Annotated in this window: 16 protein-coding genes and 4 tRNA genes; 18 read left to right on the forward strand and 2 right to left on the reverse strand. The window is 45.1% G+C overall.

Translation table 11 applies throughout. The features are described from left to right. The first annotated feature begins 3 nt into the window (after nt 1-3). From holA to EAE30_RS14355, 12 genes are all read left to right on the forward strand, one after another. Nucleotides 4-1,023, forward strand: a complete 1,020-nt coding sequence (gene holA, locus EAE30_RS14300; protein ID WP_123016530.1) for a DNA polymerase III subunit delta — start codon at nt 4-6, stop codon at nt 1,021-1,023. Nucleotides 1,024-1,085: 62 nt separating this feature from the next. Next, nucleotides 1,086-1,403, forward strand: a complete 318-nt coding sequence (rsfS, locus tag EAE30_RS14305; RefSeq protein ID WP_199287056.1) for a ribosome silencing factor — start codon at nt 1,086-1,088, stop codon at nt 1,401-1,403. Between the two features lie 4 nt (nt 1,404-1,407). Continuing rightward, the gene (gene rlmH / locus EAE30_RS14310) at nt 1,408-1,878 is read left to right on the forward strand and encodes a 23S rRNA (pseudouridine(1915)-N(3))-methyltransferase RlmH (protein ID WP_123016532.1); all 471 of its coding nucleotides are present in this window, start codon (nt 1,408-1,410) and stop codon (nt 1,876-1,878) included. A 6-nt stretch (nt 1,879-1,884) separates the two neighbouring features. Then, nucleotides 1,885-3,768, forward strand: a complete 1,884-nt coding sequence (mrdA, locus tag EAE30_RS14315) for a penicillin-binding protein 2 (protein ID WP_123016533.1) — start codon at nt 1,885-1,887, stop codon at nt 3,766-3,768. Then, the gene (rodA, locus tag EAE30_RS14320; RefSeq protein WP_123016534.1) at nt 3,768-4,886 is read left to right on the forward strand and encodes a rod shape-determining protein RodA; all 1,119 of its coding nucleotides are present in this window, start codon (nt 3,768-3,770) and stop codon (nt 4,884-4,886) included. Before mrdA ends, rodA begins: the two co-directional genes overlap by 1 nt. Next, nucleotides 4,886-5,674 (forward strand): septal ring lytic transglycosylase RlpA family protein, encoded by a 789-nt coding sequence (locus EAE30_RS14325; protein ID WP_123016535.1) that lies wholly within the window; start codon nt 4,886-4,888, stop codon nt 5,672-5,674. Before rodA ends, EAE30_RS14325 begins: the two co-directional genes overlap by 1 nt. 97 nt (nt 5,675-5,771) lie before the next feature. Continuing rightward, nucleotides 5,772-6,947, forward strand: a complete 1,176-nt coding sequence (locus tag EAE30_RS14330) for a serine hydrolase (RefSeq protein WP_123016536.1) — start codon at nt 5,772-5,774, stop codon at nt 6,945-6,947. Nucleotides 6,948-7,064: 117 nt separating this feature from the next. Next, nucleotides 7,065-7,343, forward strand: a complete 279-nt coding sequence (ybeD, locus tag EAE30_RS14335) for a DUF493 family protein YbeD (protein WP_123016537.1) — start codon at nt 7,065-7,067, stop codon at nt 7,341-7,343. Nucleotides 7,344-7,524: 181 nt separating this feature from the next. Further along, a complete protein-coding gene (gene lipB / locus EAE30_RS14340) occupies nt 7,525-8,178 on the forward strand; it encodes a lipoyl(octanoyl) transferase LipB (RefSeq protein ID WP_123016538.1) in 654 nt (217 codons plus the stop codon). Then, nucleotides 8,171-9,136 (forward strand): lipoyl synthase, encoded by a 966-nt coding sequence (gene lipA, locus EAE30_RS14345; RefSeq protein ID WP_123016539.1) that lies wholly within the window; start codon nt 8,171-8,173, stop codon nt 9,134-9,136. The genes lipB and lipA overlap by 8 nt, the downstream gene beginning before the upstream one ends. Nucleotides 9,137-9,287: 151 nt before the next feature. Beyond that, nucleotides 9,288-9,617, forward strand: coding sequence for a hypothetical protein (locus EAE30_RS14350; RefSeq protein ID WP_123017388.1), 330 nt, complete (start codon nt 9,288-9,290; stop codon nt 9,615-9,617). Nucleotides 9,618-9,754: 137 nt separating this feature from the next. Then, nucleotides 9,755-10,945: an ISL3 family transposase gene (locus tag EAE30_RS14355; protein WP_123016684.1), complete on the forward strand. Its 1,191-nt coding sequence runs from the start codon at nt 9,755-9,757 to the stop codon at nt 10,943-10,945. A 50-nt stretch (nt 10,946-10,995) separates the two neighbouring features. On the opposite strand, the gene glyA is transcribed toward EAE30_RS14355, so the two are convergent. After that, a complete protein-coding gene (gene glyA / locus EAE30_RS14360) occupies nt 10,996-12,246 on the reverse strand; it encodes a serine hydroxymethyltransferase (protein WP_123016540.1) in 1,251 nt (416 codons plus the stop codon). A 599-nt stretch (nt 12,247-12,845) separates the two neighbouring features. Between glyA and EAE30_RS14365 the strand changes: the two genes are divergently transcribed. The 4 genes from EAE30_RS14365 (at nt 12,846) to EAE30_RS14380 (ending at nt 13,394) form a co-directional block, all read left to right on the forward strand. After that, nucleotides 12,846-12,930, forward strand: a tRNA-Tyr gene (locus EAE30_RS14365). A gap of 70 nt (nt 12,931-13,000) precedes the next feature. Then, nucleotides 13,001-13,085 (forward strand) — tRNA-Tyr (locus EAE30_RS14370). A gap of 69 nt (nt 13,086-13,154) precedes the next feature. Continuing rightward, nucleotides 13,155-13,239, forward strand: a tRNA-Tyr gene (locus EAE30_RS14375). Nucleotides 13,240-13,309: 70 nt separating this feature from the next. Then, a tRNA-Tyr gene (locus tag EAE30_RS14380) sits at nt 13,310-13,394 on the forward strand. A 118-nt stretch (nt 13,395-13,512) separates the two neighbouring features. Here the strand turns inward: EAE30_RS14380 and gmhB are convergent. After that, complete coding sequence (gene gmhB, locus EAE30_RS14385; protein ID WP_123016541.1) at nt 13,513-14,064, reverse strand: D-glycero-beta-D-manno-heptose 1,7-bisphosphate 7-phosphatase; 552 nt, start codon at nt 14,062-14,064, stop codon at nt 13,513-13,515. Between the two features lie 246 nt (nt 14,065-14,310). Between gmhB and metN the strand changes: the two genes are divergently transcribed. Continuing rightward, nucleotides 14,311-15,348, forward strand: coding sequence for a methionine ABC transporter ATP-binding protein MetN (gene metN, locus EAE30_RS14390; protein WP_123016542.1), 1,038 nt, complete (start codon nt 14,311-14,313; stop codon nt 15,346-15,348). Next, nucleotides 15,341-16,012, forward strand: a complete 672-nt coding sequence (locus EAE30_RS14395; protein WP_123016543.1) for a methionine ABC transporter permease — start codon at nt 15,341-15,343, stop codon at nt 16,010-16,012. Before metN ends, EAE30_RS14395 begins: the two co-directional genes overlap by 8 nt. Nucleotides 16,013-16,040 lie beyond the last annotated feature (28 nt).

Below are 16,040 nucleotides of genomic sequence, written 5' to 3' on the forward strand. Positions count from 1 at the left end.
TTTATGAAGATTTACGCCGATAAACTGGCCGATTCGTTATCCAAACAGCTCTATGGGTGTTACCTGCTGTTTGGTAACGAACCTCTCCTGCTACAAGAGTCTAAAGCGGCGATTGAATCCTGTGCCAAGCAGCAAGGGTTTGATGAAGTACATCGCTTCAATGTCGACGCCAATCTCGACTGGAATGACGTGCTTGATTGCTGTCACGCGATGAGTTTATTCTCTAGCCGACAACTGATTGAATTAACCTTGCCTGAATCTGGACTCAATGCCACGATAACCAAAGCCTTCCAATCATTGGCTGACGCACTCAACCCTGACATCATCTTGCTCGTGAGTGGTCCTAAAATCACACGCGCCCAAGAAAATGCAGCGTGGTGTAAAGCGTTACTAGTGAATGGCTGCTTGGTGAATTGCTTAACTCCAGACATGAGTCGCTTGCCACAATTTGTTTCTGCTCGCTGTCGCCAGCTCAATCTTGTTGCTGATCGGGATGCGCTGCAGATGCTCGCCCAATGGCATGAGGGGAATTTACTGGCCTTAGTGCAAAGTTTAGAAAAACTTGCCCTCAATTACCCAGACGGCCAACTTACTGCAGCGCGACTTGAGGCTTCTCTCAGCAGGCATAATCATTACACCCCCTTTCACTGGACGGATGCGTTACTGGAAGGGAAAGCGCAACGTGCCCAGCGTATTTTGGCGCAACTGCAATCGGAAGACGCAGAACCCATCATTTTATTACGAACCTTACAAAAAGAACTGCTCCAGCTCATAAAGATGCAACATGCGCTGACTCACCAATCCATCAGTACGGTGATGGAAAGTTTTCGTGTCTGGAATAACAAACGCCCGATTTATTCGGCGGCCCTCCAGCGTCTCAACGCGCAAAAATTACGCCAATTGGTAAAATTACTTGCTCAATGCGAAATACTGACAAAAACTCAATATGAACAGTCGGTATGGCCACGATTGCAACAAATCTCCTTAGAGTGTTGTCTGACTCATGTGAACATACCGTCTTAATAACAAGACATGGTATACTGTTCGACCTTTTCTATTCCTGATTGATGTTTGAGGATACTAATTTGCAACGCAACGATTTAACCGCATTTCTTGCTGACAAAGCCGATGATATGAAAGCTGAAAATATCATCACTCTCGATGTTCGTGAAAAATCCAGTATTACTGATGTGATGATTGTCTGTACTGGCACGTCCAAACGCCATGTGTCATCCATTGCCGACCACGTGGCCGAGCAAGCCAACCAACAAGGTATCCGCCTATTGGGTATTGATGGCGAAGACGAAGGTGAATGGGTTGTGGTGGATCTTGGCGATACCATGCTGCATATCATGCAAGAAGAACAACGCGAAATGTATCAATTAGAAAAGCTTTGGAGCTGATCCATTGAAAATACAACTTATCGCGGTTGGCAATAAAATGCCTAAGTGGATAACGGAGGGCTTCGAGGAATATCGACGCCGTTTCCCACACGACATGCCATTAGAATTGATTGAAATTCCGGCGGGTAAACGTGGGAAAAATGCCGATATTGCGCGAATTTTACAAAAAGAAGGCGAAGCGATGCTATCGTCTGTGCCGAAAGGCAACCGCATTGTCACGCTGGATATTCCCGGTAAACGCTGGGACACAGAGCAACTCGCAGGTCAATTAGAAAGCTGGAAGCTCGACGCTCGTGATGTTTCCATTCTTATTGGCGGGCCCGAAGGCTTATCCCCAGCGTGCAAACAAGCCGCCGAGCAATCTTGGTCTTTATCGCCACTCACACTACCTCATCCACTGGTTCGTGTCGTGATGGCTGAAAGTCTCTATCGAGCTTGGAGTATTACCGCTAACCATCCTTATCACCGAGAATAGGCCTTCATGTTACGTAAACGTAGCCAATTTCGAGATTATAAAGCTGAAGCGCGGTTGTTTCGCAACCGTGCTGTCGTCTCATTCTTAGGCATTATCATCCTGATTGGCGTGTTGATAGGTAACCTATATAACATTCAGGTGAATGACTATCAGGATTACAAAACACGCTCCAACGATAACCGTATTAAAATCGTCCCCATATCACCCAACCGCGGCTTAATTTACGATCGCAATGGGCACTTGCTCGCGGAAAACCGCCCCGTTTATAGCCTCGAGATCATTCCAGAAAAAATCAAAGATATGGATAAGACCATCGCGCGTCTACAACGTATCTTGCCGATCACTGATGACGATATACAGGATTTCAACAAAGAACGACGTCATACCCGCCGTTTTGAATCGGTGCCAATACTGTCTCAGTTGACCGAAAAACAAGTAGCGGTTTTCTCCGTCCACCAATACGAATTTCCTGGCGTACAAGTCACGGCGGCACTGAAACGGTATTACCCTTATGGCTCAGTCCTTACCCATGTACTCGGCTATGTCTCTCGCATTAATGACCGAGACATTGCCCGTTTGTCTCGAGAAGGTAAACGCGCTAACTACAAAGCCACCCATGATATTGGCAAGCTGGGCGTAGAGCGGTATTACGAAGACATCCTACATGGCACGGCGGGTTACCAAGAAGTCGAAGTAAACAGCCGCGGCCGAGTCATTCGTACGTTAAAATATGTGCCCCCTACACCGGGCAAAGATATTGTGCTCAATCTCGATATCAACTTGCAATTGTACGTCTCTAAATTGCTGGATGGGCGCCGAGGCTCAGCCATTGTATTGGATGCCAAAGATAACGGGGTACTGGCGATGGTATCAAGCCCGAGCTACGATCCCAACGCCTTTGTGCACGGCATATCAAGCAAAGCATACAATCACTTACTCCATGATAAAGATCGTCCACTGGTCAATCGTTCGACCCTTGGGATTTACCCTCCGGGTTCAACGGTTAAACCCTTTATGGCGGTTTCCGCACTGACCGAAGGCGTCATTACACCGCAAACCACACGTAATGATCCAGGGTGGTGGCGTATTCCTAATTCCCACACACGTCCATTCCGCGATTGGCTGCGTTGGGGGCATGGTACCGTCAATGTCACAAAAGCATTGGAAGAATCAGTGGATACGTTCTTCTATCAAGTCGCTTATGATATGGGGATTGATCGCATTTCAACGTGGATGAAGAAATTTGGCTTTGGTGACTATACGGGCATTGATATCTACGAAGAAAGTAAAGCCAATATGCCAACACGTGAGTGGAAACAAGCCCGTTTCCATAAGCCTTGGTATCAGGGCGATACCATTCCTGTTGGCATCGGTCAGGGGTACTGGACCGCAACACCATTGCAGCTTGCCAAGGCAACCTCCGTGTTAGTGCATCACGGTGAAGTGATTGCGCCGCATCTACTGCGATCCACGATCAATAATGGTAACGCATTTTCAACCCGTAAAGATGCGGAAATCGTCACCTACCCACCGATCAAACATGTTCCTGAAAAATATTGGGACATTGCGATTAATGGTATGTATTTGGTCAACAATGGTCGACGTGGTACCGCACGACGAGCGTTCCATGGCGCCCCTTACACCAGTGCAGGGAAATCAGGAACGGCTCAAGTCTTTGGTCTGGCGGAAGGTCAATCTTATAATGCCGATGAACTCGCCGAACACCTTCGTGATCACGCGTTATATACCTCATTTGCCCCGGTAAAAAATCCGAAAGCCATTGTCACAGTGGTGCTTGAAAACGCTGGCGGTGGTTCAAGCCACGGCGCGCCGGTGGCTCGTAAGATTTTTGACCGCTTACTCATTAAGAACAACAAAGGCGATAAGTAATGAATATGGATCCCACGACTGAAAGTCGCTCTTTCTTCAATCGTATACACATTGATTTACCGCTGTTGCTGGCGGTGATTGTCTTAATGTTTTTTGGCTTGGTCATCATGTACAGTGCCAGTGGCCAAAACATGGCAATGATGGAACGCCAAGGGATGCGCATGGTGATGGCACTCGCCATCATGATTCTGACCGCACAAATTCCCCCTCGCACTTACGAGCGCATGGCACCATTACTCTTCACCGTAGGGGTCATTCTCTTGGTGGGGGTGTTGCTGTTTGGGGAGATCTCTAAAGGGGCGCAACGCTGGCTCGACCTCGGCGTGGTTCGTTTTCAGCCTTCGGAACTATTGAAATTGGCGGTTCCTTTAATGGTGGCACGGTATATCGGTGCTCGCCAATTGCCGCCAAATTGGCAAACCTTGTTTATTTCGTTGGCCATGGTGTTTGTGCCCACCATTTTGATCGCCAAGCAACCGGATTTGGGCACCTCGATCTTAATCGCCGCCTCAGGCATCTTTGTGATTTTCCTTGCTGGCATCAGTTGGAAAATCATTATTGCTGCCGCAATGGCCGTTGGGGGGTTTATCCCAGTGCTGTGGTTTTTCTTGATGCACGAATACCAAAAAACCCGAGTGCGCACCTTATTCAATCCGGAATCGGATCCACTGGGGGCGGGCTATCATATTATCCAAAGTAAAATCGCGATTGGCTCTGGCGGTTTACTGGGTAAAGGTTGGCTCCATGGCACTCAATCTCAATTGGAATTCCTACCTGAGCGTCATACTGACTTTATCTTCGCGGTGATCGCAGAAGAATGGGGGCTCATCGGCGTATTGGTATTACTTAGTGTCTATCTCTTCATTATTGCACGCGGCCTCATACTGGCAAATAACTCACAAACCGCTTTTGGGCGCATGATGGCAGGCAGTATTGTGCTAAGCTTTTTTGTGTATGTGTTTGTCAATATCGGTATGGTGAGTGGAATTTTACCTGTTGTTGGCGTTCCGCTGCCGTTAATCAGTTATGGTGGTACATCTATGGTGACACTACTAGCAGGATTTGGGATTTTGATGTCCATTCACACACACAGAAAAGCATTTTCAAAGGCAAGCTAATGACAAAACGACTCTGGCCATTGGCATGCTTCGCACTAATTTTAGCTGGGTGTAGCTCTACTCCAGCAGGACGCTACTCGATGAGCAGTGATGTTGCTCCTAACGCGCCGATTTCGGTTGAGCATATCGAAGACGCCCATCCACAACGCGAAGCTTACAGCCTTGGTGGTAATAAAGACTATACGCTCGATAATAAGCGATACCATATTATCAAAGATCCAAAGGGCTTTACCCAAACGGGGAAAGCGTCTTGGTATGGCTCTAAATTTCATGGTCACCGCACCTCAAATGGTGAAGTCTATGATATGTATTCCATGACGGCGGCTCATAAAACGCTGCCACTTCCCTCCTTTGTAAGAGTAACCAATACCGACAATGGTAAGACGGCCATTGTACGGGTCAATGATAGAGGCCCGTTCCATACCGGCCGCATTATTGATTTAAGTTATGCGGCAGCCTTCAAATTAGGGGTACTTAAAACGGGCACAGCCAATGTGCGTTTAGACGTTATTACCCCCGGAACAAGCGAGCCTAAAAAGCCAGCAAAATATGCACAGAAATATTACATTCAGCTGTCATCTTCAAAAAATGAAAAAAATGCGCGAACTTTAGCGAAGAATATGAGTCAAAAATTATCAGTGCGCAGTTTTATCGATAGCACAACTGGAAGCTATCGCGTTTTTTTAGGTCCCTTTGTTGACTATACGCTGACTCAAGATACTCTTACCAGAGTAAAATCCTTGGGACATAAGACCGCATTCGTTAAAAATTACATCAATACGCATTGATAGCTAATAACTGCCCCCGAAAGTCATCTCTGGGGGCTGTTTTAAATATCATTTCTGATAAGATAACGGACAATTAAGAAAATAAGTCATACTCATCATGAAAAAAGCCATTTTAAATACTGTTCTAGCGTCGACTGTTACGCTTTCAGCTAGTCTTTCAGGTAACGCATTTGCGTCTCCTGTTGTCGTTCCCGATGCTCCTCAAGTTGCCGCTAAAGGTTATGTTTTAATGGATTTCCATTCTGGCAAAATTTTGGCGCAAAAAAACATGAACGAGAAGCTTCCTCCCGCCAGTTTAACCAAAATGATGACAAGTTACGTTATCGGTCAAGAAATCAAACGTGGCAACATCAGCCGCGATGACGATGTGGTGATTAGTCGTAATGCATGGGCGAAAAACTTCCCCGAATCATCAAAAATGTTCATTGAAGTGGGCACAACCGTGAAAGTTGGTCTGCTCAACAAAGGCATTATCATCGATTCGGGTAATGATGCATGTGTTGCAATGGCAGAGCACATTGCTGGCTCAACGGATGCGTTCGTCGATTTAATGAATGCTTGGGCTAACACCCTCGGCATGAAAGACACTCACTATGCGAACGTGCATGGCTTGGATAACGATAACCTGTATACCACACCGCATGACCTTGCCATCCTAGCGCAAGCGATCATCCGCGATGTGCCAAACGAATACAAAATCTATTCAGAGAAGAAATTCACCTTTAACGGCATTACACAATACAACCGTAATGGGCTGTTGTGGGATAAAAGCATGAACGTGGATGGTATGAAAACCGGCCACACAAGCCATGCTGGCTATAACCTAGTGACCTCTGCGACAGAAGGTAAAATGCGCTTGATCAGCGTAGTAATGGGAACGAAAAGCGCTAACGCTCGCCAAGCTGAAAGTAAAAAACTTCTGGGCTATGGTTTCCGTTTCTTCGAAACAGTGGAACCGAACAAAAAAGGCGAAACGTTTGTTAAAGAACGCGTCTGGATGGGTGACAAAGATAAAGTCGCGCTGGGCGTTAATAAAGATACTTACGTGACATTGCCTCGTGGTAAATCCAAAGATCTTACGGCAAGCTTTGTATTAGACAAAAAACTGAAAGCGCCAATTCAAAAAGGCGATGTGGTCGGTAAACTGTACTACAAAGTCGACGGTAAGGATGTGGCGCAATACCCACTGATTGCCCTAGAAAATGTCAAAGAAGGTGGCCTATTTAGCCGTCTTTGGGACTACATTATTCTAATGTTCAATGGCTTATTTTAAGCCCTTGTCATTGTGATACAAAAAGCCGCCTTGTGCGGCTTTTTGTTTACTTGAGATCCGCTATGAATGACTGTACTATTCTGGGCTGCTTAACTTTCTGTCACTTTGGAGCGCTTTATGCTGACCATTAATTCTGATGCCAAATTAAAAGACCTGTTGGAATTTCCCTGTTCCTTTACCTATAAAGTCATGGGCTATGCAAAGCCCGAGCTTCCGGATTTGGTTTTAGAAGTCATTCAACGTCACGCGCCTGGTAACTACAGTCCAAAAGTAAAGCCAAGTGCTAAAGGCAATTATCATGCGGTGTCTGTCACTATCAATGCCACATCAATTGAACAAGTTGAAACGCTATATAAAGAACTGGGTGACATAGAGATCGTCCGCATGGTTCTATAACTTAAACTATTGTTTAAAGTTACACACTTTTTTTTAAGCAGCGTAAAGCTGCTTTTTCATTATTTATCATATAGTTAAAAATTAAGTGTTTAATGTTTGTTAAAAAAATTCTCTATAAGCATAGTGAGTCGCGCTTATGAGGTTTATAATAACCGGCATTTTTACACCACTGGATAATAAAATGAGTAGTAAGCTGATTGTTAGACAGTTAGGTAAACAGGATTATCAATCCGTTTGGCAAGCCATGCAGGATTTTACCAATCATCGTGACAGTGACACTCAAGATGAAGTCTGGCTCGTGGAACACTTTCCTGTGTTTACGCAAGGTCAAACAGGTAAGCCAGAACACCTGATTAATACCGGAGACATTCCTGTCGTCCAAAGTGATCGTGGTGGACAAGTCACTTATCATGGGCCGGGTCAATTGGTCGTCTACTTCCTCGTCAACCTACGTCGTAAGTCGATCAACGTTCGTCAATTGGTTTCTCATATCGAAAATATCGTGATCAATACCCTCTCTCAGTATGGTATTGATTCGTCTGCCAGACCTGATGCGCCCGGCGTGTATGTGGACAACAAGAAAATTTGCTCGCTTGGATTGCGTATTCGTCATGGGTGCTCTTTTCATGGTCTTGCACTCAACATTGATATGGATCTATCCCCATTTTTACGAATCAATCCGTGCGGTTATGCCGGGTTAGAAATGATACAGTTAAGTGATATTATTCCGTCAACCACCTTGCATGACGTCGAACCTATCTTAATAAAAGAGCTCGTAAACCTATTGAAATACAATAAAGTCGAATTTAGTACAGAAGCCTATAATCATGAGTAAACCTATTCAAATGGAAAAAGGGGTCAAATACCGCGATGCGGATAAAATGGCTCTGATCCCAGTAAAAAACATGCCGAATGAAGACGTTGAAATCTTGCGTAAACCCGAGTGGATGAAGATCAAATTGCCACGAGATACGCAACGTATTCGTGATATCAAAGACGCCATGCGCAAAAATGATCTGCATTCAGTGTGTGAAGAAGCTTCATGCCCTAACCTGTCAGAGTGTTTCACTCACGGTACAGCAACGTTCATGATTTTGGGTGCTATCTGTACTCGTCGTTGCCCTTTCTGCGATGTGGCTCATGGCCGACCATTAACACCTGATGCAGAAGAGCCTACCAAGCTGGCTAAAACCATCAAGGATATGAAGCTCAAATACGTTGTTATCACCTCCGTCGATCGGGACGATTTACGCGATGGCGGTGCCCAACATTTCGCAGCCTGTAACCAAGCGATTCGTGAGCAAAACCCCAATATCCGCATTGAGACCTTGGTTCCTGACTTCCGTGGTCGTATGGATACTGCACTAGAGTTATTAAAAGATAACCCACCCGATGTCTTTAACCATAACCTAGAAACTATTCCACGTTTGTATCGCAAGGCACGTCCAGGTGCGAACTACAAATGGTCACTCGAACTACTGCGCCGCTTTAAAGAGCAGCACCCAGATATCCCGACCAAGTCTGGATTGATGATGGGTTTAGGTGAAACAAAAGAAGAAATGGTTGAAGTATTGAAAGATTTACGCAGCCATGGTGTCACCATGTTGACGTTAGGTCAGTATCTAGCGCCAAGCCGTCACCACTTACCTGTTGCCCGCTACGTGCCGCCCGCAGAGTTTGAAGAATTGAAAGAAATCGCCTTGGAGCTTGGCTTTACCCATGCCGCTTGTGGACCTTTCGTAAGATCTTCTTACCATGCGGATTTACAAGCACAAGGAATGGAAGTTAAATAATATAATAGCCATTTAATCATGAATAAAAGCCGATATGCGTTACATATCGGCTTTTTTCGTGATTAAGCGCTTGCTGTTATATCAGAAGTTTCTTACCCTGTTTGTTCATATTGACTACAATGATGATAAGCAATTCAAAAAGGATGGTGTCATGTATAAGCTTGGACTCGTAACCATGATGGCAGTGAGCGCACTGTTAACGGGTTGTGCATCGAATGAACAACGAGATAATTATCAAGAAGCGTCTTTTGAACTGTGCAATACGGATGTCAAAATTTATTCGGTGAGTGATGACGGCCAAGTTCGTATTGTCTGCGCTGACCAATCAAAATTTTCGCTTGCCAGCGAAAGTACGCTAGAAACAATGCGAGACATCAACGTCAACTATTGCAGTGGCGAAGGCTTAGGACAGTTCAATGAGACCCGCAAATATTACATGTTCAAATGTAAATCGGGAACGCTCATTAGCATTTCTAAATAACGTCTGTTCGCATCGTTGAACCTTGTTCCCAATAAAAAAGGTTCATCGCGGATTAGTGGGAATTTAAAACAAAAACGGTAGAAAGTGATATGGTTTAGTCGCCAAACAAAAATCATACACAAACTACCGTTTTCATGATGAATCATACTTTTCTATCCTCTTTTTGGGAAGGCTTTCATGTCGTAAAGTCTGCTCAAACGTCTTCTCTTATCACCATTACTCTCAAACCCAGCACAACCGCTCGGTGTTCATGTGGGCAATATGTTCAAGCCATACATGATTATCAGTGGCGAACGATTAAGGAAGCGATGATGCTCGGCGTACCTGTCGAACTATCCGTACAAACAAGGCGTATCAAGTGCCCTGACTGTGGTATCAAAACCGAATCTATTTCTTGGCTTGAACCTTTTGCGCGCCTAACTAACCGCTTACGTAGTTATATTGAACAGTTGCTGCCTCTTCTTCCTATTAAGCATATTTCCCAGATGACGGGCGTTCATTGGCACACGATTAAGGAGATAGATAAGCGCCGACTAAAAAATGGGGTGCCAGAGGTCAACTGGGCCGAGCTGAAACAACTGGTCATGGATGAGTTTGCGCTCTTTAAGGGACATCGTTATGCCACCGTTATCGCGGATGCTAAGACGCATCAAGTGCTGTGGATAGGCGTTGGACGAAGTCGACAAGATATCCGTCCCTTCTTTGAGTTACTTGGTCAGTATTGCCAGAACATAGAGGCGGTTGCGATGGATATGAATACGGCTTTCGACCTCGAAGTGCAGCAACATTGCCCCAACGCTCGCATTGTGTACGACTTATTTCATGTGGTCGCCAAATTTGGTCGGGAAGTGATGGATAGAGTCAGAGTTGATCAAGCGAATCAACTCAAACAAGACAAGAAAGCACGCCAATGGATTAAGCGCTCTCGCTGGATTCTCCTTAAAAACAGAGGCAACTTAGACAGTAAGCAGGAGAGCTACCTAAGTGAGATACTGAGTATGAACAAGGACTTAATGGTGACGTATTTACTTGGCTCTCAGCTTAAAGAGTTATGGCGATGCCAGTCAGAAAGCGAAGCGAGAGACTTATGGGACGTATGGTGGGGGCAAGTTCAAGAAAGCGGGATCAAGCCGCTTATGGACTTCGCAAGAAAGCTCAAACCTTATCTTCATGGCATCGTTGCTTCTGCATGCTATCCACTCAATACCTGTACGCTCGAGGGCATAAACAACAAGATAAAGTTAATCAAGCGAATGGGTTACGGCTATCGAGATACTGATTACTTCTTTTTAAAGATAAAAGCGGCTTTCCCCGGAAAGCCGCGATGAACCATAAAAAAGCCTGCATCAATGCAGGCTTTTTCTTATGGTATCGCTGATTAAGCGTAAACAGGTAGACGTTTACAAATGGCCAATACTTTTTGTTTTGTTGCTTCAATCACAGCAGAATCGTTGATGTTATCAAGCACATCACAAATCCAGTTTGCCAACTCTTTGGCATCGTCAGCAGTAAAGCCTCGACGAGTAATCGATGGAGTACCGATACGAATACCAGAAGTCACAAATGGGCTACGAGGGTCGTTTGGCACTGAGTTCTTATTCACCGTAATATTCGCTGCGCCTAACGCTGCATCCGCTTCTTTACCGGTGATGTCTTTATTAATTAGGTCAACCAAGAACAAATGGTTTTCTGTGCCATTGGATACGATGTTGTAACCACGCTCTTGAAATTGAGCGACCATGACTTTCGCATTTTTCACGACATTTTCTTGGTAGGCTTTGAATTCAGGTTCCATTGCTTCTTTGAACGCCACCGCTTTCGCAGCGATAACATGCATCAAAGGCCCACCCTGACCACCAGGGAATACTGCTGAATTCAATTTCTTATAAATCTCTTCACCTGCATTCGAAAGAATTAAGCCACCACGAGGGCCAGCCAGTGTTTTATGTGTTGTGGTGGTAACCACATCGGCATAAGGTAATGGGCTTGGATAAACCCCTGCGGCCACCAAACCAGCCACATGAGCCATATCAACAAACAAGTACGCATTGACTTTGTCTGCGATGTCACGCATGCGTTTCCAATCCACGACTTGTGAGTACGCAGAAAACCCGCCAATGATCATTTTTGGCTGATGTTTCTCGGCTAACGCTTCCATTTCATCGTAATCAATCTGACCTGACTCATCGATGCCATAAGGGACAATATTGTACTGCTTACCAGAAAAGTTAACCGGTGAGCCATGTGTTAGGTGACCGCCATGAGCCAAGCTCATGCCTAGTACAGTATCGCCTGTATTTAATAATGCCATATATACGGCACTGTTTGCTTGCGAGCCAGAGTGAGGCTGCACATTGGCGTAACCACAATCAAAGAGTTGGCATGCACGCTCAATGGCTAACACTTCCGCTTTATCAACAAACTCACAACCACCGTAATACCGTTTGCCTGGATAGCCTTCCGCATATTTGTTGGTTAATTGAGAACCTTGTGCTTCCATCACGCGTGGACTGGTGTAGTTTTCTGAAGCAATAAGTTCAATATGCTCTTCTTGGCGAAGAGTTTCTTCTTCAATCGCAGCGTATAGCTCCGGATCATAATCAGCGATGTTCATATCACGTTTAAGCATCTGTATCTCCTGATTCAGATTAACTGAAAGTTGATGTAAAGTCGGACAATGACGCTACGCAAACGTTTTCGTCACCGTAATGGCTGGTATTCTACATAAATTGATGTTTATCATAAAGCACTAATTACCGAAATAATGACGCCATGCTCTATCAATGAAATCCACCTCTATTATTCACAATAAGAATATGGGTGCGTGAGAATCCTTGGGGATAAATTAGCGCTTTGCCCTTCCGAGTACAACCATTACCTTGCTTTAAATAAGACTCAATTTGCTTAATTGGCTAAAAACGATGCATGGCCTCTTTAACTCCCTGATAGACCAATAACAAGACGCGCCATTCCTGCATGAAATTCTCATTCTATGTCGGTTTATCTGCTCATCTAACCGTGAGTTATTGTCTGATTCTGCTCACCTTTCTGATTGACCACAGACGCTCTCGCTGAAAAGTTGATCAATAACGCACAGCTTTGTCCAAAAAGACAGCGTTTGGCGCGAAAAACTAAAAAAAGGGTTTACAGCTTCAAACAGTTTGCTATGATTCGCTCCGCACTTGAGGGATGAGTTGGGAAGACATCGTTTAAGTATAAAAATCTCCTGGAGGAGTTCCCGAGTGGCCAAAGGGAGCAGACTGTAAATCTGCCGGCTCCGCCTTCGATGGTTCGAATCCGTCCTCCTCCACCATATTTTCTTCGTAAGAAGAGCACTTGATTGATTGTGTTGGGAAAACGTCAGTTAAGTATAAAAACCTCCTGGAGGAGTTCCCGAGTGGCCAAAGGGAGCAGACTGTAAATCTGCCGGCTCCGCCTTCGATGGTTCGAATCCGTCCTCCTCCACCATATTTCTTCGTAAGAAGAGCACTTGATTGATTGTGTTGGGAAAACATCCGTTAAGTATAAAAATCTCCTGGAGGAGTTCCCGAGTGGCCAAAGGGAGCAGACTGTAAATCTGCCGGCTCCGCCTTCGATGGTTCGAATCCGTCCTCCTCCACCATATTTTCTTCGTAAGAAGAGCACTTGATTGATTGTGTTGGGAAAACATCCGTTAAGTATAAAAACCTCCTGGAGGAGTTCCCGAGTGGCCAAAGGGAGCAGACTGTAAATCTGCCGGCTCCGCCTTCGATGGTTCGAATCCGTCCTCCTCCACCATATTGAATAAAAAAACCAGCTCATTGAGCTGGTTTTTTTATGTCTTATGTATGACGGCCAAATAAAAAGGCCACCGAAAAGTGGCCTACCGCTCGATAAACACTCGCGCGTCTGCGCTTTATCGTTCTAAGTACGCGGGGACTTGCGCAATACTGTCTAACACCACATCGGCCAAAGCTTCACCTTCCGCAGTGACAGGCTTACCTGTTCGTACCAAAATTTTAGTACCAACACCAGCGGCAGCGGCGGCCATGAGATCCTCGGTTTTATCCCCGACCATCACAGACTTCGACATATCAATCTCTAAGAAATCGCGGGCAGATAAGAACATTCCGGGTTTTGGCTTACGACAATCACATTCTTGTTTGTATTCACCGAGGCCAAACTCAGCATGATGAGGACAGTAATAAATGCCATCAAATGCCACGCCATTATCTTCGAAGTTCCAATCCATCCACTGAGTCAGTGATAAAAAGCGATCTTCACTGAATTTGCCACGAGCAATACCAGATTGGTTGGTCACCAATACCAGCAAATATCCCTTGGCTTGCAATTCACGTGTTGCATCAAACACACCATCAATAAACTCGAAATCATGTTCATCGTGGACATAACCGTGATCAACGTTGATCACACCGTCACGGTCTAAAAATACTGCTGGTTTAGCCAAAATGACTCTCTCAATTGAGCGTTAAGAATAATCATAATTATTGCACAGCTCTTTTCTTTCATCACCATCAAATAATGAATAAACGCGGATTAAGATATTTTAGCCGTCTAGACGTAAAAATATCTATTGACTTGACTAGTTATAACTCATAGGATTCTATCTGGCTTCACGCAATACAGCATAATATTCTGTGAAACGATATCGCAGTTAATATCGGGTTGTTCAACTCCCTGCACAGGTTTTTACATGATTGAAATAAAGAATGTTAATAAGATTTTCTACCAAGGTGATACGGAGATTCCTGCCTTAGTAGACATTAACCTCACCATATCACAAGGCACCATTTTTGGTGTCATCGGCTCTTCAGGTGCAGGGAAAAGTACTCTGATACGCTGTGTCAATATGCTAGAGCGACCAACAACAGGTTCGGTCATTGTCGATGGTACGGATCTGACCCAATTAAGCTCACAACAGCTATCCAATGCTCGCCGCAACATCGGCATGATATTTCAGCACTTTAACTTATTATCGTCACGCACCGTGTTTGGTAACGTGGCACTGCCGCTAGAGTTAGCGAAAAAAAGTGACGAAGAAATCAATAAAAAAGTGGTCGAACTCCTTGATTTAGTCGGCTTGGCGGATAAGCGTGACACGTATCCTGCCAATCTAAGCGGCGGACAAAAGCAGCGAGTGGCCATTGCTCGGGCCCTAGCGTCTGATCCGAAAGTCCTATTGTGTGATGAAGCGACCAGTGCCCTTGATCCGGCGACCACACAATCGATTCTCGCGTTGCTAAAAGAAATTAATCGTCGCTTAAATATTACTATCTTATTGATTACTCATGAAATGGATGTGGTAAAAAGTATCTGTCATGAAGTGGCCATTATTGGTGGTGGTGAGCTGGTTGAGAAAGGCACCGTCGGGGACATTTTTGCTTATCCAAAAACCGAATTGGCTCACCAATTCATTCGCTCGACATTGGATCTCTCTTTGCCCGAAGACATTGCTGAACGTCTTCGTCAAACAGCGCATCATGGCGCACATCCACTCGTGCGTTTAGAGTTTACTGGCGCAAGTGTTGATGCCCCTGTCGTCTCTCAGGTTTCCAGAGAATTTAATATCGATGTGAGTATTTTGAACTCAGATCTGGATTACACCGGAGGCGTGAAGTTCGGCATGATGTTAGCTGAAATTCAAGGTGATAAAGACAACACAGAAGCCGCCATTCAATTTATTCGCAACAACAAAGTGAAAGTAGAAGTACTGGGGTACCTCAATGCATGAACTCGTATCATGGGTGTCACAAAACAGTGAACTCATTTTAACTGCCACCTGGGAAACCATTTACATGGTCTTGGCCTCAGGCATCATCGGTTTTGTCGTCGGCATTCCACTTGGTGTGGTTCTACATACAACAAAACAAAATGGCTTACTTGAGAATCCTCAAGTGAACCGTGTGTTAGGGGCCATCGTCAATGTCGGTCGCTCGGTGCCATTTCTTGTTTTAATGGTCGCCATCATTCCTTTGACCAAATTGCTTGTCGGAACGTTTATCGGCACCACGGCGACGATTGTTCCACTGACAATTGGAGCGATTCCTTTCGTTGCACGCTTGATCGAAGGTGCCTTGATGGAAGTCCCATCTGGGTTAATTGAAGCCGCACAATCAATGGGCGCAAGCCAACTGCAAATTATCTACAAAGTGCTGTTACCTGAGGCGATGCCGAGTATTATTAATACCGTGACGGTAACCTTAGTCACACTGGTCAGCTACTCCGCAATGGCCGGGACGGTCGGTGGCGGTGGCCTCGGTGATGTCGCGATTCGTTATGGTTACTATCGATACGACGTCGTTGTTATGGCCGTCACTGTTGTGATGTTAGTGATATTAGTACAAATGATACAATCATTAGGTGATGCTATCGTCCGCAGAGTCGATCACCGATAAAACATAATAAAAATTGGATTTTTACAGG

This window comes from Vibrio zhugei, from assembly GCF_003716875.1.
Lineage (GTDB): Bacteria > Pseudomonadota > Gammaproteobacteria > Enterobacterales > Vibrionaceae > Vibrio > Vibrio zhugei.